14 protein-coding genes are annotated in these 20,178 nt (G+C 68.4%); 13 read left to right on the top strand and 1 reads right to left on the bottom strand.

Going from position 1 to position 20,178, the window contains the following annotated elements:
- Positions 1-9: 9 nt before the first annotated feature.
- Entirely contained in the window at positions 10-804 is a 795-nt protein-coding gene (locus AWB89_RS11505; protein WP_085173690.1) for a TrmH family RNA methyltransferase, read from the top strand.
- On the opposite strand, the gene AWB89_RS11500 is transcribed toward AWB89_RS11505, so the two are convergent.
- The gene (locus tag AWB89_RS11500) at positions 791-1,834 is read right to left on the bottom strand and encodes an oxygenase MpaB family protein (RefSeq protein ID WP_085094800.1); all 1,044 of its coding nucleotides are present in this window, start codon (positions 1,832-1,834) and stop codon (positions 791-793) included. The genes AWB89_RS11505 and AWB89_RS11500 overlap by 14 nt on opposite strands.
- Before the next feature lie 292 nt (positions 1,835-2,126).
- Between AWB89_RS11500 and AWB89_RS11495 the strand changes: the two genes are divergently transcribed.
- The 12 genes from AWB89_RS11495 to AWB89_RS11440 all read left to right on the top strand — a co-directional run.
- Positions 2,127-2,885: a PE family protein gene (locus AWB89_RS11495; protein ID WP_142282512.1), complete on the top strand. Its 759-nt coding sequence runs from the start codon at positions 2,127-2,129 to the stop codon at positions 2,883-2,885.
- Positions 2,886-2,945: 60 nt separating this feature from the next.
- Positions 2,946-3,845: an adenylate/guanylate cyclase domain-containing protein gene (locus AWB89_RS11490; RefSeq protein WP_206601247.1), complete on the top strand. Its 900-nt coding sequence runs from the start codon at positions 2,946-2,948 to the stop codon at positions 3,843-3,845.
- Positions 3,846-3,863: 18 nt separating this feature from the next.
- Positions 3,864-4,682 (top strand): rhomboid-like protein, encoded by an 819-nt coding sequence (locus AWB89_RS11485; RefSeq protein WP_085094804.1) that lies wholly within the window; start codon positions 3,864-3,866, stop codon positions 4,680-4,682.
- Between the two features lie 126 nt (positions 4,683-4,808).
- Entirely contained in the window at positions 4,809-5,852 is a 1,044-nt protein-coding gene (gene pheS, locus AWB89_RS11480; protein WP_085094806.1) for a phenylalanine--tRNA ligase subunit alpha, read from the top strand.
- Complete coding sequence (gene pheT / locus AWB89_RS11475) at positions 5,852-8,338, top strand: phenylalanine--tRNA ligase subunit beta (protein ID WP_085173686.1); 2,487 nt, start codon at positions 5,852-5,854, stop codon at positions 8,336-8,338. Before pheS ends, pheT begins: the two co-directional genes overlap by 1 nt.
- Positions 8,339-8,494: 156 nt before the next feature.
- Entirely contained in the window at positions 8,495-10,036 is a 1,542-nt protein-coding gene (locus AWB89_RS11470) for a PE family protein (RefSeq protein WP_085173684.1), read from the top strand.
- Between the two features lie 172 nt (positions 10,037-10,208).
- Positions 10,209-11,633, top strand: a complete 1,425-nt coding sequence (locus AWB89_RS11465; RefSeq protein ID WP_085173682.1) for a PE family protein — start codon at positions 10,209-10,211, stop codon at positions 11,631-11,633.
- Positions 11,634-11,967: 334 nt separating this feature from the next.
- Positions 11,968-13,614 (top strand): PE family protein, encoded by a 1,647-nt coding sequence (locus tag AWB89_RS11460; RefSeq protein ID WP_139830533.1) that lies wholly within the window; start codon positions 11,968-11,970, stop codon positions 13,612-13,614.
- 265 nt (positions 13,615-13,879) lie between these two features.
- The gene (locus AWB89_RS11455) at positions 13,880-15,406 is read left to right on the top strand and encodes a PE family protein (RefSeq protein WP_085173680.1); all 1,527 of its coding nucleotides are present in this window, start codon (positions 13,880-13,882) and stop codon (positions 15,404-15,406) included.
- A 109-nt stretch (positions 15,407-15,515) separates the two neighbouring features.
- Positions 15,516-15,884: a PE family protein gene (locus AWB89_RS11450; protein WP_142282517.1), complete on the top strand. Its 369-nt coding sequence runs from the start codon at positions 15,516-15,518 to the stop codon at positions 15,882-15,884.
- A 238-nt stretch (positions 15,885-16,122) separates the two neighbouring features.
- On the top strand, positions 16,123-17,622 hold the full coding sequence (locus AWB89_RS11445; RefSeq protein WP_158089820.1) for a PE family protein: 1,500 nt from the start codon (positions 16,123-16,125) through the stop codon (positions 17,620-17,622).
- Between the two features lie 519 nt (positions 17,623-18,141).
- Positions 18,142-20,178, top strand: a 2,037-nt coding sequence (locus tag AWB89_RS11440) for a PE family protein (protein ID WP_158089819.1), incomplete at its 3' end; no start/stop codon positions are given.

Genomic DNA, 20,178 nt, shown 5'->3' with positions numbered 1-20,178 from the left:
CCCGCGACGATGCCCGCGGCCCTCACGGAACGCTCGGCCCGGGTGGCCGCGGCGGTCAAACTGCACCGGCACGTCGGCCGCCGGCGGGCGGCACGATTCCTGGCCGAAGGCCCCAACCTGGTCGAGGCCGCGTCCCGTCGCGGGTTGATCCGCGAGGTCTTCGTCACCGAACCCGCCGCACAGCGGCACGCCGCGCTGCTGGACGTCCAGCGCTGCACGGTCCATCTCGTCACCGAGCGGGCCGCAAAGGCGCTGTCGGACACCGTCACCCCCGCGGGCCTGGTCGCGGTGTGCGACGTGCCGGCGACCCGGCTCGAGGACGTGCTGGCCGCCCCGCCGCGGTTGGTCGCGGTTCCGGTCGCGATCGGTGAGCCGGGCAATGCGGGGACGCTGATCCGCATCGCCGATGCCATGGGCGCGGGGGCGGTAATCCTCGGCGGGCACAGCGTCGACCCGTACAACGGCAAATGCCTGCGCGCCTCGGCGGGCAGCATCTTCTCCATCCCGGTCGTCGCCGCCCCCGATGCCACCGCCGCGGTCGCCGCCCTGCGCGCCGCCGGGCTGCGGGTGCTGGCCACCACGATCGACGGGGCGACACGGCTCGACGAGGCGGATCTGACCGCGCCGACGGCCTGGTTGTTCGGCGCCGAGGCGCACGGGTTGCCGGCGGAGCTCGGGGCGGCGGCGGACGACCGCGTCTGCATCCCGATGGCGGGCGGCGCCGAGAGCCTGAACATCGCGGCCGCCGCGGCGATCTGCCTCTACCAGAGCGCGCAGGCTCTCGGTCTGCTCAAGCGGCCCTGACGCGCCCCCGGGCCGGCCGCAGACCCGCCAGTGAAAGCGTGCCGTGCACCAGCGAGCCGGCCCGCTCCATGAGCGCCTTGGCCGGGTCGAGGGGGGACTTCGGCCGCGGGGGGAAGTAGTGCATCGGCATCCCGCGGCGATCACGCGGCGGCCCCATGAACGCCGGAGCCTGGACCAGGGGGGCGTCGCTGGGCAGCCGCCCCTCGGCGCGGCGGTAGGCCGCCAGCGCGCGGGGGTGCAGCCGGATCTCGTCGGGGACCGCCAGGAACGCCAGCTCGACGGCCTTGCCGAACAGGCGCAGCAGCACCTCGTCGCCCGCGGTCCAGTGCATTCCCGCCTTTTCGCGAACCGCGGGCTCGAACAATCCCGCCGCGATCCAGCGTTGACCGGCCACCAGCGGTTTGAACAACTGGTCCCAGATCGGGGTGGGCATCAGCACGAACTTCGGTTTGGGAATCCGGATCTTGAAGATGTCCAGCGTCGCCTGGTTGATCTCCAGCTCGTCGCGGCACACCCGATCCCAGTACTCCTGGAATTCCTCCCAGGACCCGGGCACCGGCCGCATGCTCATGCCGTACATCCGGTACCACTGCACGTGCTCGTCGAACAGCTGCCGCTTCTCGGCCTCGGTCAGGCCCCCGCAGAAGTAATCGGCGACCTTGATGATGAGCATGAAGAAGGTGGCGTGCGCCCAGTAGAACGTCTCCGGGTTCAGCGCGTGATAGCGACGCCCCGCGCCGTCGACGCCCTTGATGGTCCGGTGGTAGCCCTTGATCTGCTGGCCGGTCTCGGCCGCCCGGTCGCCGTCGTAGACCACGCCCATGATCGGGTACACCGAGCGGGCCACGCGCTGCAGGGGCTCGCGCAGCAGGATGGAGTGTTCCTCGACACCGGCGCCGAGTTCCGGATACATGTTCTGAATCGCGCCGATCCAGACGCCCATCATTCCGGTGCGGAGGTCACCGAAGTACTTCCAGGTGAGCGAGTCGGGTCCCAGCGGATCGGCGGATGTCCTTGCCATGGCAGTCATCTCGGCCTCCTGCAGCCTAACTGCGCTCACGATAAGCTCTGACAACACGCGTTGTCTACGATTTCGCCACCGCGTGCCTCAAGCGCTACCGAACGTGTGCCAATGCGTGACGGCGTGATCGGCGCGGGTGCATTTCCCGAAACGATTCGACGTCGCGTGAAACCGCCGTTCCATTCGGACTCGATCCACTTTAGAAAATATGCATTCTCAGATCGGTCCTTCGTTGTTAGGCTTTCTCTCTCGCGCTGGCTCGGCGCTCTGCGTCATCGGTCTCGACCAAGGAGGCACGTCAATGTCGTCGTTGAATGTGATGCCGGAAATGGTGTCCGCGGCGAGCGGGAATCTGCAGAATCTGGGCTCCGCGTTGCGGAGCGCAAATGCGGCGGCGGCGAGCCAAACGACGGCCATCGCGGCGCCTGCCGCCGACGAGGTCTCGTCGGCGATTTCGGCGGCCCTGGGCGCGCACGGCCAGGAATTTCAAGCCATCAGCGCGCAGGCCGCGACCTTCCACGACGAGTTCGTGAACCTGTTGAGCGGCGGTGCCGCGCAGTACCTCAACGCCGAGGCGGCCAATGTTCAGCAAACACTGGCCAACGCGGTGAGCGCGCCCGCCGGTGGGGTTGCGGGCGCTGCCGCCAATGCGGCGGACACCGTCGACAACGCTTTCGGCGCCATGAGCCTCAACTATCCCTTCGGCCCCCTTGGGATATCGCTCAACGCCACCCCCGTCTTCGTCAGCGACGGCATGGGCGGATTGGTCCTCAGCGGTCTGACCGGAACCGGCGCCGTGACCTACAACCTCCCATGGGCCTCCGGGGTATTGGCGTCCGCGAGCGTCAGCGAGGGATTCACGGCCGGGGGCGGCTGGTTTGGGCACATCCTCGAAACCTGGCCGCTCGGTGCGTGGGTAACCGTCGACGGAACCGGGACCTTCTTCCCGCTCGGATTCACCAGCCTGGCGTATAACTTCGACGGGTTGGAGTTTTCCGTTCCGGGGACCGGTCTGCTGGGCCCGTTTGTCCCGAATGTGACCTGGAACCCCAACCCCTAGTTGCGCAGGACAGCCCGACCGGGGCTGCCCGCTCCCGCCCGCACCGCCTACCCTTGCCACGTGGACGTTGGACAGCGGGATTCAGAGTCCGGCGAGTCCGAAGAGGCACTCACGACGCTGGCGTCCGACGAGGGGAGGCGCTCGCCGGGGCGGTGGCTGCGCACCACGAATCACAGCCCGGGCGTGGTGTCGTTCGTCCGGCGCGCGCGCCGGCTGCTGCCCGGCGATCCCGAGTTCGGCGACCCGCTGTCGACCGCGGGCGAGGGCGGTCCGCGCGCCGCGGCACGCGCCGCCGACCGGCTGCTGGGGGACCGCGACGCGGTGTCGCGCGAAGTCAGCCTCGGCGTCCTGCAGGTGTGGCAGGCGCTGACCGAGGCCGTGTCCCGGCGCCCGGCGAACCCCGAGGTGACGCTCGTGTTCACCGACCTGGTGGGCTTTTCGACCTGGTCGCTGCACGCGGGCGACGACGCGGCCCTGGTGCTGTTGCGACAGGTGGCGCGCGCCATCGAGCCGCCGCTGCTGGACGCCGGCGGGCACATCGTCAAACGCATGGGCGACGGCCTGATGGCCGTGTTCCGCGATCCGACGGTCGCCCTGCGGGCGGTGCTGGCCGCCAACGAGGCGCTGAAATCGGTCGAGGTGGCGGGTTACACACCGCGGATGCGGGTCGGCATCCACACAGGTCGGCCGCAGCGCATGGCCGCGGACTGGCTCGGTGTGGACGTCAACATCGCCGCGCGGGTTATGGAACGCGCCGCCAAAGGTGGAATCATGGTGTCGAGCTCGACGTTGGACCTCATACCGCAAACCGAGCTGGACGCGTTGGGCATCGTCGCCAAGCGTGCACGCAGGCCCGTCTTCGCGGGCAAGCCCGCTGGCATCCCCTCCGACCTGGGGATATATCGCCTGAAGACTCTTAAGGAGTTAACAGCCTTTGATCACACTGACGAAACAAATTAGCCCGCATAATGGATGCCAATGATTGGGGGCATCTTCTCCCGGCTCGCCCGGGTCCGGTTCACCGTGGGGTATGTGGCGGCGCTGCTTGCCATCAGCTGCGCCATCCTGGCCCTCGGTCCGCACGCGCATGACGTGCTGGTGCAGCGCGCCAGCACCAACCTGCACAACCTGGCGCACGGCCACATCGGCACCCTGCTGGGCAGCGCGCTGGTCGTCGACGCCGGGCCGCTGTACTTCTGGCTGCCGTTCCTGACGTGCCTGCTGGCGCTCGCGGAACTGCACTTGCGCACCATCCGGCTGGTGGTGGCGTTCCTGGTCGGCCACATCGGCGCGACGCTGGTGGTGGCCGCCGCGCTCGCCGCCGCCGTCGAGTTCGGGTGGCTGCCGGTGTCGATCACCCGGGCCAGCGACGTCGGCATGAGCTACGGCGCCCTGGCCGTGCTCGGCGCGATGACGGCGGTGATCCCGCAACGCTGGCGGGCCGCCTGGGTCGGCTGGTGGGTGGCGGCGGGCATCGCCTCGGCGATCATCGGCGGCGATTTCACCGACGCGGGTCACACCGTCGCCGTGGTCCTGGGCGTGCTGGTGTCGGCCCGGTTCCAGCAGCCGGTCCACTGGACTCCGCTGCGCGTCATGATGCTGGCGGCGTCCGCGGGCTTCGGCTTCCTGATGCTGGCGCACCACTGGGGCACCATGGCCGCCGCGCCGGTGTTCGGTGTGCTCGGCGCCCTGGCGGCCCACAAGATCTTTCAGTTCGTCACCGGACGCGGCGCCCTGCCGGTTTTGCCGGTGGCGGATGACGCGCTGGCCGCTCCGCAGCCGGTCGCGGCCGGCTAGCCACCCGTCCGGCTGCCCCGCGCAGCACGCGCCCGGCGCCGTGCGCCGAATCGCCTATGATCAGCACTTGCGCTGGGCGCATCCAGCCGTTCGTAACAGCCTCGTCAGCAAGGAGAGTGCCGCCGCGTGGGCGATCAACCCGTCGACCTGTCGCCGGAAGCCTTGGCCACGGCGGTCGCCGCCGCCCGGCGGGCCATCGCGGCCGCCGGCGACCTGGACGCGCTGGCACGGGTCAAGACCGAGCACCTCGGTGACCGCTCGCCGCTGGCGTTGGCGCGGCAGGCGCTGGGCAGCGTCCCCAAGGACGAGCGCGCCGACGCCGGCAAGCGCGTCAACGTCGCGCGCGGCGAGGCCCAGGCCAGCTACGACGAACGGCTGGTGACGCTGCGCGCCGAGCGCGACGCGGCGGTCCTGGTGGCCGAGGGCATCGACGTCACGTTGCCGTCGACCCGGCAGCCGCCCGGCGCCCGGCACCCGATCACGATCCTGGCCGAGCACATCGCCGACACCTTCATCGCGATGGGATGGGAGTTGGCCGAGGGGCCCGAGGTCGAAACCGAACAGTTCAACTTCGACGCACTCAACTTCCCCGCCGACCATCCTGCCCGGAGCGAGCAGGACACCTTTTACATCGCGCCCGAGGACTCCCGCCAGCTGCTCCGCACCCACACCTCGCCGGTGCAGGTGCGGACCCTGCTCGAGCGCGAGCTGCCGGTCTACATCATCTCGATCGGCCGCACGTTCCGCACCGACGAACTCGACGCCACCCACACGCCCGTCTTTCATCAGGTCGAGGGCCTGGCGGTGGATCGGGGCCTGTCGATGGCGCACCTGCGGGGGACCCTCGACGCGTTCGCGCGCGCCGAGTTCGGGCCGACCGCGCGCACGCGGATCCGACCGCACTTCTTCCCGTTCACCGAACCCTCCGCCGAGGTGGACGTGTGGTTCGCCAACAAGAAGGGCGGCGCCGACTGGGTGGAGTGGGGCGGCTGCGGCATGGTGCATCCAAACGTGTTGCGCGCGGCGGGAATCGACCCCGAGGTCTACTCCGGGTTCGCGTTCGGCATGGGCCTGGAACGCACGCTGCAGTTCCGCAACGGAATCCCGGACATGCGCGACATGGTCGAGGGCGACGTCCGGTTCTCCCTGCCGTTCGGGGTGGGTGCCTGATGCGCGTTCCCTACAGCTGGCTTCGCGAGGTCGTCACGGCGGGCGCCCCGGGCTGGGACGCGTCCCCCGGCGACCTCGAGCAGACCCTGGTGCGCATCGGCCACGAGGTCGAAGAGGTCGCCCCCCTGGGCCCGGTCGACGGACCGCTGACGGTGGGGCGCGTCAGCTCGATCGAGGAGCTGACCGAATTCAAGAAGCCGATCCGGGCCTGCCTGGTGGACGTCGGCGAGGACAAGCCGCGCGAAATCGTCTGCGGGGCAACCAACTTCGTCGTCGGCGATCTGGTTGTGGTGGCGCTGCCGGGCACCACGCTGCCCGGCGGCTTCGCCATCGCAACCCGCAAGACCTACGGCCGCACCTCGGACGGAATGATCTGCTCGGCGGCCGAACTCGGTTTGGGCGCAGACCATTCCGGAATCCTGGTGCTGCCGCCCGACACCGCGGCCCCCGGCGCCGAGGCGGCCGGGGTGCTGGGGCTGGACGACGTGGTTTTCCATCTGGCCATCACGCCCGACCGCGGCTACTGCATGTCGGTGCGCGGGCTGGCCCGCGAGATCGCCTGCGCCTACGACCTGAATTTCGTCGACCCGGCGGACGTCAAGCCGTTGCCGGTCGAGGGGGAGGCCTGGCCCCTGACCGTTGACGCGGAGACCGGCGTGCGCCGTTTCGCACTGCGCCCGGTCACCGGGATCGACCCGACCGCGGTGTCGCCGTGGTGGCTGCAGCGGCGGCTGCTGCTGGCCGGCATCCGCGCGACGTCGCCGGCGGTGGACGTCACCAACTACGTGATGCTCGAGCTCGGCCATCCCATGCACGCCCACGACCGCAACCGCATCACCGGGGGTCTCGCCGTGCGGTTCGCGCGGCCCGGCGAAACCGTCGTCACGCTGGACGACATCGAGCGCCGGCTCGACCCGGCCGACGTGCTCATCGTCGACGACACGGCGACCGCGGCGATCGGTGGCGTGATGGGCGCGGCCACCACCGAAGTGCGCGACGATTCCACCGACGTGCTGCTGGAGGCCGCGGTGTGGGACCCGCCCGGGGTGTCGCGCACCCAGCGGAGGCTGCACCTGCCCAGCGAGGCCGCCCGCCGCTACGAGCGCGCGGTGGACCCGGCCATTTCGGTGGCCGCGCTGGACCGCTGCGCCGCGCTGCTCGCCGAGATCGCCGGGGGAGAGGTCTCGCCGACCCTGACCGACTGGCGCGGCGATCCGCCGCGCGACGACTGGTCCCTTCCGCCGATCCGGATCGCCGTCGACCTGCCTGACCGGTTCGCCGGGGTGACCTACCCCGCGGGCACGACGGCTCGGCGGCTGGCCCAGATCGGCGCCGTGGTCGCGGACGAGGGCGACACCCTGACCGTGACGCCCCCGAGCTGGCGCCCCGATCTGCTGCAGCCCGCGGACCTCGTCGAGGAGGTCATGCGGCTCGAGGGACTGGAGGCCATTCCGTCGGTGTTGCCGGCGGCCCCGGCGGGCCGGGGCCTCACGGCGGTGCAAAAGCGCCGGCGCGCCATCGGCAAGTCGCTCGCCCAGTCCGGCTACGTCGAGATCCTGCCGACGCCGTTCTTGCCGGCCGGCGTCTTCGACCTCTGGGGCCTGCCCGCCGACGACCCGCGGCGCGCGGCGACGTACGTGCTCAACCCGCTGGAAGCCGAGCGTCCGGCGCTGGCCACCACGCTGCTGCCCGCGCTGCTGGAAGCGTTGGGCCGCAACGTTTCCCGAGGGCTCGTGGACATCGCGTTGTTCGCCCAGGGGCAGGTGGTTCGGCCCACCGAGCAGACCCGCGGCGTCGCGCTCATTCCCGTTCACCGCCGGCCGACCGAGGCCGAGATCGCCACGCTGGACGCCTCCCTGCCGCGGCAACCGCAGCACGTCGCCGCGGTGCTGACCGGGCTCCGCGAGCCCCGCGGCCCCTGGGGTCCCGGACGTCGGGCCGAAGCCGCTGACGCGTTCGAGGCGGTGCGAATCGTGGCGCGCGCCAGCGGGATTGAGGTTCGCCTGCGCGCGGCCCAGCTGTTGCCCTGGCATCCGGGCCGGTGCGCCGAGGTGCTGGTGGGACAGACCTGCGTCGGTCACGCCGGCCAGCTGCATCCGGCCGTCATCGAGCGCTCGGGGTTGCCCAAGGGCACCTGCGCGATGGAGCTGAACCTCGACGCGATCCCGATCGTCGAGGCACTGCCGGCGCCACGGGTGTCGCCGTTCCCGGCAGTGTTCCAGGACGTCAGCCTCGTGGTGGCCGCCGACGTACCGGCGCAGGCGGTGGCCGACGCCGTCCGGGAGGGGGCGGGTGAACTGCTGGAAGACCTGCAGTTGTTCGACGTGTTCACCGGCCCGCAGCTCGGCGCGGACCGCAAATCGCTGACCTTCGCGCTGCGCTTCCGCGCTCCCGATCGCACGCTCACCGAGGACGATGCCAGCGCGGCCCGCGATGCCGCGGTGCGCCGTGCCGCCGAGGCCGTCGGCGCTGAACTGCGCGCCTGACCACATCCGACGAGCGCGTCGGGCTGGGAAATGACACCTCGGTTGCCTGTGAGTTTTCTGGAAGTTATTTACGCGTTAAAAAAATAAGTTGTAGGCTTCCCGTCTTGTAGACGACCGCCGGTCATTGTCCCCCCAGTGAGCCGAGGAGTGTTTGCCATGTCGTATCTCGTCGCGATGCCGGATCTGGTGCAGGGCGCGGCCCAGGAGCTGGTGGGCATCCGCTCGTCGCTGGGCGAGGCCGCCGCCGCCGCGGCCGCACCAACAACCGGGGTCGTCGCCGCGGCCCAAGACGAGGTGTCGATGGCGGTGGCGTCATTGTTCGGCGATCTCGGCGGGCGGTTCCAAGCTCTCAGCGCGCAAGCGCAGGCCTTTCACGCGGAGTTCGTCCGGTTGTTGACTGCTGGCGCGGACGCGTACCTCGGTACGGAGGCCGCCAACGCAGCCGCCGCCGCACCCGCGGCGATACCGACCGGCGGACAGATCATTTCGCAAGCCGTCACCGGCTTCGAGAGCCAGCTGGCGGCCCTGGCGGCGGGTGGGGCGCCCGGCTTGATCAACAGCGTCAACGCGTTCGGGGCCAGCGTCGCGGCCCCTTATCAGGCACTCGTGGCGAACACAGCCACCAATCTGCAGGCGATTGGGAACACGGTGGTGAGCAACCCGTTCCCCTTCGTGCACCAGCTCGTCAACAACCAGATCTTCTACGGCGAGACCATCGCTGCAACGATCGGCACCGGCACCCAGAACCTTCCCGCCGAGTTGGCCAACTTGCCGGTGACCGTCCAGGCCGGCCTGCAGGGCCTTGCGTCATTCAATCCGGGCGGGCTGCTGCAGCAGTTCGTGAACAATCAAATCGGCTACGCCCAAACGGTTTTCACCGGGCTGACAGCGGCTCCACAGGACTTCGCGACCGGGTTGACGGCCCTGCCGGCGAGCTTTCAGGCGGCCGGCCAGGCATTGCTCGCGGGCGATCCCGTCGCCGCGGCAAATGCGCTGGGGCAGGGTGTGGAGAGCGTCTTCCTGCCGGGATTCAACGTCGCCAATCCGGCCCCCGGCGTCGTCACGATCACGCCGGCGGGCCCCCTGGGCGACCTGCTGCCGATCCTTTCGATCCCGGGCCAGATGGCGCAGAACTTCGCCAACCTGCTGCCCGCGTCGTCCATTCCGGGGATGGTCGCGCAGAACTTCACCAACGTGATCAAGACGGTCACCAGCACGGCAAACACGCTCGATATCATCGCGGGCACGCTCACGTTCGGCATGCCGCTCGAGGTCATCTTCGATGGGATCGGTGCGCCCATCAACGCGCTCAGCGCGCTCAATTCCAGCGCGGCGGCCTTCGGTGCGGCGCTACAGACCGGGAATGTCGGGGCGGCCGTCGCGGCGGTCCTCGATGCCCCGGCCGTCGTCGCGAACGGCTTCCTCAACGGGACGACCGTCTTGCCGCTCCCGCTGGTCAGCCTGGCCAGCCTCGGGGCGCCGGGTGTGTTCTCCCTCGTCGAAATTCCCTTCGGCGGGATCCTCACCCCGCTTTCCCTGCCGCCCCTGTTCCTGGTCGCCGACGGGGTGTCTCAGCAGCTCACCCTCTCGGGTGGCACCGGGTTCGGCGGCCTCATCCCGGGCATGCTGAACATCGAATCGGAACTGGCCCAGGCGATCGCGTTGCCCCCGCCTGTCCTTCCTGCGTTCCCCTTCTAGTCATCGATCGGGAACTCGCCAGACCCTCCCGCGGCTGATCTACGACCCCCCGCGCGGCTTTCTACGTCCTTTGGCCGATGGTCTTCGCGGCCGACCGGGACAGGATCTTACTTCCGAGTAAGAACCGATGAGTGGCCGTTGGTCATCGGCGAATCAGTCGAAGGAGATCGAGATGTCGTTTGTGGTGGCGATGCCGGACTTAATCCAGGGGGCGGCCCGGGATCTGGCGGGCATTCGTTCGTCGCTGGCCGAGGCCACCGCGGCAGCGACCGGTCCCACGACGGGCGTCGCGGCGGCGGCCGAAGACGAAATCTCGATCGCGCTGGCGTCCCTGTTCGGCAATTTCGGCTCGGAGTTTCAGGCGCTGAGTGTCCAGGCTCAGGCGTTTCACCAGGAGTTCGTCGGCTTGCTCAACGCCGGCGCGAACGCGTATCTGGGCGCCGAGGCCGCCAACGCCGAGCAAACCCTGATGGGCGAGCTCCCGGCGCCGGCGGCCGCCAGCACCGTTACCGGCTTCGGCGCCACCGTCGCCGCCCCGTACCAGGCGCTGGTCTTCAACACGGTGAGCAACCTGCAAAGCCTTGGCGGCGGCATCACGGCCAATCCGGCGCCGTTCCTGCGCCAATTGCTCACCAACCAGGCGGCATACGCGCAGGCCATCACGACGGGATTCCAAACCGCCGTCCAGAACCTGCCCACCGGGTTGGCCAACCTGCCCGGCACGCTCCAAGCGGGGTTGTCGGCCTTCAGCCCGGTGCCGGTCCTGCAGCAGTTCGCCAACCAGCAGATCGGCTACGCCCACCTGATCGCGAGCTCGCTGCAAAACGCCGGCAACGACTTCGTGGCCGGACTGAGCGCGTTTCCAGCCAACCTGCAGACCGGGATGCAGACCATCATGTCCGGCGATGTCACCGGCGGTCTCCTGCAGGTCGGCGGTGCCTTCCTGGCGCCGGTGCTCACCAACCTCAACGTCACCGTCGACCCCGTGACCGGGCTACTCGACATCATCCCGGGCGGCGCACTGGGAGATCTCTTGCCGCTCTTCGGCATCCCTGCTCAGATGGCGCAGAGCTTCACGAACCTGCTCCCGCCCGGCTCCGTTCCCGCGATGGTGGCGCAGAACGCGACCAACCTGCTGTCGACGGTGACCGACGTGTCACAGACCCTGGACCTCAACACGGGCAACCTGCACATCGGTTTGCCGCTGGCGCTCGCGCTTGACGCGATCGGTCCGCCGGTCACCACGCTCGAAGCCATCGGGTCCAGCGCCACCGCGTTTTTCGGCGCGGTGCAAACGGGTGACGGGCTCGGTGCGCTTGCCGCGTTGATCGATGCTCCCGCCGTGGCCGCGAACGGCTTCCTCAATGGCCAGGCGATGTTGGGTTTGCCGGCCTCGCTGTCGGGCATCGACACCATCACCGTCATCCCGCTCGGCGGGATCCTCACTCCGCTGCAGTTCGCCTCTCTGCAGATCCCGATCCTCGGGCCGGGATCACTGCTGTTGTCCGGCACCGGCTTCGGCGGGATCCTGCCCGGCCTGCTGACCTTCCTGCCCGAGACCCTCGCGCAGGCGATCGGCGCCCCGCCGGCCATGTAGGCGCCATCGCCGGCCGGCGTCTTGTCCGCGAGCCGCTCCCGAGTTGCGCACCGGCGGCCCTTTGACCTGCCGGTTTCTCGGTGCGCCGAGCCGAAATTCTCTTCGCAAGCGTAACGAACCCTGTGAAAACGCTAATTGTCATTTTGACAAAAGCGGACTGCTTATTAGACTCACGTTTGTCTTGGTTACCGCCGGGTAAGTTTACCGGTCGGTAACCGGCAGCTATGAGAGTCGAGGGGGGCCTCGCGCACGGTCGTGCGCGGGGCCTTAGTCGACTTTGTGCCGAAGTGAGTGACCGTTGGTCACCGTGTGGTGGCCCAAGGAGAGGGTGGACATGTCATTTGTGATCGCAACGCCGGATCTGGTCGAAAGCGCGGCCACGAGCCTGGCGGGCATTCGTTCGTCGCTGGCCGAGGCCGCGGCAACCGCGGCCGGTCCCACGACCGGGATCGCAATCGCGGCGCAGGACGAGGTATCGGTTGCGATCGCATCGATGTTCGGCAACTTCGGCGAGCACTTTCAGGCGGTGAGCGCCCAGGCCCAGGCGTTCCACCAGCAGTTCGTCTCGTTGATGAATGCGGGCGCGGGCGCCTACGCCAGTGCCGAGACCGCCAACGCGGCGCAGACCCTGCTGGGCGGTGCCCTGGACGGGGGCGTCGTCGGCGGTGTCGGCCAGCTCGCCGGCAACGTCGGCGCGGAGCTGAACGGCGCGGTGGCCGCGCTGGGCAGCGGTAGCCTCGGCGGGTTCGTCGGCGGCCAGATTCAGACTGGCGCGCAAGCGATTTCGAATGCGATCGCCGGCTCGCCCATCGGACTCGGGACGCTTCAGACGGGCAGCGCGTCCGCGCTGGCCAGCGGCATCAGCTCGTTCGGTGCCACCGTCGCCGCGCCCTATCAGGCGCTGGTCTCGAACACCGTCACCAACCTGCAGGCCATCGGGAACACCGTGGTGAGCAACCCGTTCCCCTTCCTGCACCAGCTCGTCAACAACCAGATCTTCTACGGGCAGACCATCGCCTCGTCGATCGCCACCGGCATCCAGAACCTTCCCGCCACGTTGGCGAACCTGCCGGCAACCATTCAAGCGGGGCTGCAAGGTCTTTCGACGATCAACCCGGGCGCCGTGCTGCAGCAGCTGATCACCAGCCAGGTCGCCAACGCCCAGACGGTCGTCACGTCGCTGCAGAGCGCCGCCAACGACTTCGTCACCGGGGTGCAGACCCTGCCGGCCGGCTTCCTGACGGCAGCCCAGGATCTGTTGACCGGCGACAACGCCGCGGCATACACCGCCATCAACCAGACCCTCACCAACGCCTTCCTCCCCGGCTTCAACGGCGTCCAGGTCGGGGGAGACGGAGGGTCGACGCTGGTCACCAGCATCGTGCCGATAGGGCCGCTGGGCGACCTGGCGCCCATCCTGGCCATCCCGGGACAGATCGCGCAGAACTTCACCAACATGTTGCCCGCCGGCAGCATCCCGGCGATGATGGCGCAACACGCGACCAACCTGATCAGCGCATTCACCAATTTCGGCACCACGATCTCGATCAGCAATGTCGCCAATCTGGACTTCGGGATCCCGCTGCAGCTCCTTTTGGACGGGATCGGTGCGCCGGCGAACGCATTGAGTGCGCTCAACTCCACCGGGCAGGCGCTGGTCAGCGCACTGCAGGCCGGGAACGCGTCGGCGGCCGCCGCCACCCTCCTGGATGCCCCGGCCGTCGTCGCCGACGCGTTCCTCAACGGCACGACCGTCGTCACATTGCCGCCGGCAATGGTCTCGCTGCTCGGGCTCACGCTGCCGTCGACGACCTATTTGCCGCTCGGCGGGCTGCTCACCCCGCTCGCAACCCCGCAGGTCCTCGTCGACCTGTTCGGGATGACATTGCCGCTCGAACTCTCGGGTGGCACCCCGATCGGTGGCCTGATTCCCGGGCTGCTCAGTTTCCCCGCGCAGTTGGCGGCGGACATCGCCGCCTAGCCGGCACGAGTTAACCATTGAGGGTCGGGCCGTCGGCGTAAGCCGGCGTCCCGGCCCTCAGTCGTCGGCGCGGTCCGCTCCTCGCAGCGTAACGAAAGCTGTGAAATCACCTGTTGTCTTTTGGTAGTGACATCGGTGCTGGTTAGGCTCATTTTCGTCTTGGTTACTGGGGGGTAACCGCCCGCGAAGATATCGAGCCGGGGGCTCGCTATCGAACGTTGGATGACCACCGGTCACCTCGTAATGAGCCAAGGAGAGAAGGCAGATGTCGTTTGTGTTCGCAACGCCGGAACTGGTCGAGAGCGCGGCCCAGGATCTGGCGGGAATCCGTTCGTCGCTGGCCGAAGCGGCGGCATCCGCGGCCGGCCCAACGACCGGAATCGCGACGGCGGCTCAGGACGAGGTGTCGGTCGCGATCGCTTCCCTGTTCGGCAACGTCGGCCAGGAATTTCAGGCCCTCAGCGCCCAGGCTCAGACGTTCCATCAGCAGTTCGTCAGCTTCATGAACGCGGGCGCGGGCGCCTACACCAGCGCCGAGGCCGCCAACGCGGCCCAGACCGCGCTCGGGGGCGAGATCCAGGCCGGCGCGCAGGCCATGTCGAACGCGATCGCCAGCTCTCCCGTCGCGCTGGGCTCACTTCCGACGGGCGGGGCATCCGCGTTGGTCAGCGGACTCAACTCGTTCGGTGCCACCGTCGCGGCGCCGTACCAGGCGCTCGTCTCGAACACCGTCACCAACCTGCAGGCCATCGGGGCCACCTTCTCGTCCAACCCGTTCCCGTTCGCGCACCAGCTGCTCAACAACCAGATCGGCTACGCCCAGACGATCGGCTCGTCGATCGCGACCGGGATCCAGAACCTGCCCGCCGAGTTGGCCAACCTGCCGGTCACGATCCAAACCGGCATTCAGGGCCTTGCGACGTTCAACCCGGGGGCGTTGTTGCAGCAGTTCGTCAACAACCAGATTGGCTACGCGCAGACCGTCGTCACCGGGCTGCAGAGCGCCGGCACCGACCTCGTCACCGACTTGAGCGGGCTGCCCGCGAGCTTCCAGGCCGCCGGCCAGGCGTTGGCGGCGGGCAACGTCCAGGGCGCCGTGAACGCCGTCGCGCAGGGCCTGGAGAATGTCGTCCTGCCCGGTTTCCAGGACATCAACGTGCCGTTCGCTGATTTGGGGCAGCCGATCGTAGTGCCTATAACCCCGCTGGGCCCGCTAGGCGACCTGGCGCCGATCTTTGCCATTCCCGGACAGATGGCGCAGAACTTCACCAACCTCCTGCCGGCGGGCTCCATCCCCGCTCAGATGGCGCAGAACTTCACCAACCTGGTCGAGACAGTCACCAACTTTGGGTCGACGCTGAACCTGGGCACGCTCGCAATCAATTTCGGATTGCCGCTGCAGTTGGTTTTCGACGGGATAGGTGCGCCGGCCAACGCGCTGAGCGCACTTAACTCCAGCGCCTTGGCGTTCGTGACCGCGGTCCAAACCGGAGACCCGCTGGGCGCCGCAGCGGCACTGATCGATGCTCCCGCCTCCGTCGCCAACGGCTTCCTCAACGGTCAAACGCTGCTGGCTCTGCCATCGGTGACGGTCAACTTCACGGACGCGGGCTTCCCGTTGGGCATCACCACGACGGCCGAGCTTCCCCTGGGTGGGCTGCTCACCCCGCTGAGTCCGGTCGTCCTCGCTGGTGGACTTGGCACGGTCCCGGGCACGCCGATCGGCGGCATCATTCCCGGGTTGCTGAGCTTCGGATCTCAACTCGCGGCGGCGATCACGCCTCTGGGGTGATACCCGCGTGAAGACCGTCCATTTTGCGCCGGGAGCAACGACGTATGACTAGGCTCGTAGTGTCTCGATAACCATCGGGCGACCGTCGTATGAAGCGATGGGGCTGGACATGTCGTTCGTCACCGCGGCTCCCCAAGAAGTGCAGGCCGCAGCCCGGCACCTGGCGGGCATCCGCTCCCTGCTCGCCGAGTCCAGCGCGTCGGCCGCCGCGCCGACGGCCGAGATGGTGGCTCCGGCCGACGATCAGGTCTCGGCCGCTGTCGCGGCGCTTTTGAGTGCCTTCGGACAGGACTATCAGGGCATCAGCGCCCAGGCGCAGGACTTCCACGAGCAGTTCGTTAACTTGCTGAGCGCGGGCGCGCGCGCCTACCTCGGCGCCGACGTCGCCAATGCCGAACAGAACTTGCTCCATGCCGGGCTCCCGCTCCCGGGTGGCGGTGCGGGTTCAGCCGTCGGAGCGGCCACGCCCGCGGGCTAGCTGTCGCGGGGCGCGGCGTCGAGGGGCGCCGTGCCCCAAAGGTCTGGGCTACCGCGGTGACGCTAGCCGCTATCCGGCGGGGCCAGGTTCCCGCGCCCTCGCCCGGAGAGCCGGGGTGCGTGCGCCGGGGCAGATAGCGCCTGGCTCTGAGCTCGCCGCGAGCCGGGACATTTATTCAACTTGTGTTTACTCGGATTTATCTCGGGTAGTCCCCGTCGGTGGTTCGACGGGAGTGGCTATGTCGTTTGTAAGCGTGGCGCCGGAACTGGCTCAGGAGGCGGCCGAGGATTTGGCAGGTATCCGCTCGTCGCTGGCCCAGGCGGCGTCGAGCGTCGCGGTCTCCACGACGGCGGTGTTGCCGGCCGCCGCGGACGAGGTTTCGGCGGCCATCTCGGAGATGTTCGGCAATTTCGGCCAGGAATTTCAGTGGGCCAGCGCCCAAGCCCAGGCGTTTCACGCCGAGTTCGTCAGCTTGATCAACGCCGGTGCTGCGGCCTACGTCGGCACCGAGCTCGCCAACGCGGAACAGACCGTCGCCAACGCGATCAACGCACCCGCCGACGCGATGCTGGGTTCCCCATTGCTGTCAGGCGGGGTGGTGGCGGGCGCCGCACAGGGTGTCAGCGCCAGCGGCCTGCTCGGCGGTCTCACCGGTGGTACCAGCGGTGCCACCGGGCTGTTGGGCGGATTGACCGGTGGGACAAGCGGATTGGGTGGGCTGCTCGGCGGCTTGACCGGCGGGACCGGTCTCCTTGGCGGCCTCGGCTCGCTGGGCAATCTGGGCTCACTGGGCAGTAACCTCGGCTCACTGTTGACGACCGCGCTGCCTGGGTTGCCCACAACCCTTGGCGGCCTTACGGATACGTTGACCGGCGCGGTGAACCCGCTTCTGCCCGGGCTACTCAACGTGCAAGCCGGCGCCGGCCCCTTCTTCACCGGCATCGCCGGCCCATACGAGGCGCTCGTCTACAACACCTGGACCAACCTGAACAGCCTTGCGGGCGGCTGGTTGGCCGACCCCTTCCCGTTCCTGCGGCAGTTCGTCGCCAACCAGATGGTCTACGGGCAGACCATCGCGACGGCCATCCAAACGGGGAATTTCCAGCCGGTCTCCGCCATACCCGGCGAGATCGTCCAGAATTTCGCCAATGTCGTTGGCACGCTGACGAATACCAGCGTCACGTCGTCCTTGGTGGTGCAGCAGGTGCTGCCGACCCCCATTTTGGCCCTCGACAACGTCGTCGGGTTGCCGCTGGTGTTCGGTGCCAGTCTGCTGGGCCCGCCGGCCGCCGCGATGGAGGCGGCCGGGTATGCCGGGTCTCTGTTCACGTCTGCCGTCCAAGCCGGAGACGGCGCCGCGGCGTTCGCCGCCCTCGTCGACGCTCCGGCCTATATCGTCGACGGTTTCCTCAACGGACAGGCCACTTTCCCTTACGCCTTGAACCTTTCGAGCATTACGGGGCCTGCGGTAGCGGATCTGCTGAATGTCACGGTGGTGGCGAACTTCCCGCTCGATGGGCTGCTGCACCCGCCCGGGTACTACCCGGTGACCGCGACGGTCACCGCGTTGGGCGGGGACGTCCTGCCTCCGATCGCGATCGACCTGGGCGTCGGCAGCACGCCGTTCAGCGGATTGCTGCCGTTCCTGGTGAACTACGTGCCCCAGCAGCTGGCCCAGGCCATCGGCGCACCCGCCTCTGCGCCGCCGCTGATTTCGCTACCTCTGATCACCTTCTAGCGCGCCGGGCGCTTATTCGACACGTATACAGAAAGCGTTTGCGAGACACCGCTTTCCATTGACCCCGCAGATGGCGGCGTGTCTACTGGAGACGGTCGGCCGGCGGCGGCAAAACCCCGGCCTGTAGAGGGCGCGGTCGTTGTACCGAAAGAACTGACGGACCTCATATAACCGACCAAAACGCCTATGCTGCAGGCGGTTTGCGGTCTAGAGTATTGGAAATGCGCCGGCCGCGACGTCGAAGTATTACGTACGTCACACCGTATGTCGCGACGCCAACCGGGCACCCCGCGCTAACGATGTAGGTGCGCGTCGAACTGCGGAAACACGTTCGTACTGACCGTTTTTCGGTACCACCGTCCAGTTGCGCGGGAGCCGGGATCGTACGCAGACGCGCCGAACTCTCATGAAAACAATGGTTTTCGAATGTGCCGGATGGCACGCCCTTACGCTCAGCTTGCCTCGATTATTCGGGCTCATAAACGTATATATGTCGTTCATTCGCGTGGGGAGATGAACATGTCTTTTGTGGTCGCAGTTCCGGATCTTGTCGAGGTGGCCGCCCAAGATCTCGCAAGTATCCGCTCAGCGCTAGACGAGGTCACTGAAGCCATCCTCGCGCCGACGACCAGCCTGGCGCCCGCCGCGAGCGATGAGGTGTCGACCGCAATCGCCGCGCTCTTCGGCAATTTCGGCCAGGAGTACCAAGCACTCAACGCGGAAGTCGCGGCGTTCCACAACGCCTTCGTCGGCACGTTGAGTGGCGGCGCCGCCGCGTACACGGGTGCGGAAATCGCCAACAGCGCCGCGATGCTCTCGGGCGGCGGAAACCTGGCGGCCGAACTCGGCGCCGCGATTTCCGGGTTCGGCGCCGCGCTCAGTGGGTCGCTGTCGGCCGGGTTGAACAGCAGCCTCGGAGCGGCTCTCGGCGGCACGCTGGAGACGCTCCTCGGCGCCGGGCTCGGCGGGCTGGTCTTCCAGACCGGCGGTTTCATCCTGTCCGGCATCGGCAACGGGATGGTCCAGACGGGTAACGCCATCGTCCAGGCCGGCCTCGCCCTCGAAAACAGCGGTGCCGCGCTGTCCGCCATGGGCGGTCCGCTGCTCGCCCAGGCCAACGCCGCGCTGAATGCCTTGTTGAATGCCAACTTCGGTCTCGACCTCAGCGCCGCGTTGTCCGCGAGCCTGGGCGGCAGCCTGACAGGGTTGGCGGCCAACCTCGCGGCCGGGCTGAACGGCTTGGGTAGTTTGGCCGGCAACCTCGGCGCCGGCCTGAATGGGGCGTTGCAGACGGGTGCGACGCTGGCGGGTAACTTCCTGGCCGCGTTGCCGGGTCTGCCGGCGCTGACATTCCCGAACCTGGGCCCCCTGGGTGTGCAGCTCTCGGCGGCGCTGAATGGCTTGGGCGCCAACCTGAATGCGTCGCTGAGCGGGTTGTTGTCGGGGGCGTTGACTCTGCCGCCGATCAACTTGTCGCTGCCGGGGCTGCCGAGCTTTACGTTGCCGCCGTTGCCGGGTCTGCCGTCGATCACGCTGCCCAACCTGGCTGCCGACATCAACGCCGCACTGAGCGGGGCGCTGAATTTGACGTTGCCGGGTCTGCCGCCGATCAACTTGTCGTTGCCGGGGTTGCCGAGCTTTACGTTGCCGCCGTTGCCGGGTCTGCCGTCGATCACGCTGCCCAACCTGGCTGCCGACATCAACGCCGCACTGAGCGGGGCGCTGAATTTGACGTTGCCGGGTCTGCCGCCGATCAACTTGTCGTTGCCGGGGTTGCCGAGCTTTACGTTGCCGCCGTTGCCGGGTCTGCCGTCGATCACGCTGCCCAACCTGGCTGCCGACATCAACGCCGCACTGAGCGGGGCGCTGAATTTGACGTTGCCGGGTCTGCCGCCGATCAACTTGTCGCTGCCGGGCCTGCCCAGCTTCACGTTGCCGCCGTTGCCGGGTCTGCCGTCGATCACGCTGCCCAACATCGGGGCGGACATCAATGCCGCACTGAACGCGGTGTTGTCCGGGGCGTTGACGCTGCCGCCGATCAACTTGTCGCTGCCGGGTCTGCCGAGCTTCACGTTGCCGCCGTTGCCGGGGCTGCCGTCGATCACGCTGCCCAACCTGGCCGCCGACATCAACGCCGCACTGAGCGGTGCGCTCAACTTGACGTTGCCGGGTCTGCCGCCGATCAACTTGTCGCTGCCGGGCCTGCCGAGCTTCACGTTGCCGCCGTTGCCGGGTCTGCCGTCGATCACGCTGCCCAACATTGGGGCGGACATCAACGCCGCACTCAACGCGATGCTGAACTTGACGTTGCCGGGTCTGCCGCCGATCAACTTGTCGCTGCCGGGCCTGCCCAGCTTCACGTTGCCGCCGTTGCCGGGTCTGCCGTCGATCACGCTGCCCAACATCGGGGCGGACATCAACGCCGCACTGAACGCGGTGTTGTCCGGGGCGTTGACTCTGCCGCCGATCAACTTGTCGCTGCCGGGGTTGCCGAGCTTCACGTTGCCGCCGTTGCCGGGGCTGCCGTCGATCACGCTGCCCAACCTGGCTGCCGAC

This window comes from Mycobacterium paraense, assembly GCF_002101815.1.
Lineage (GTDB): Bacteria > Actinomycetota > Actinomycetes > Mycobacteriales > Mycobacteriaceae > Mycobacterium > Mycobacterium paraense.
Note: the sequence above shows the minus strand (reverse complement) of the source record. Positions and strands in the feature narration are given on the sequence as shown.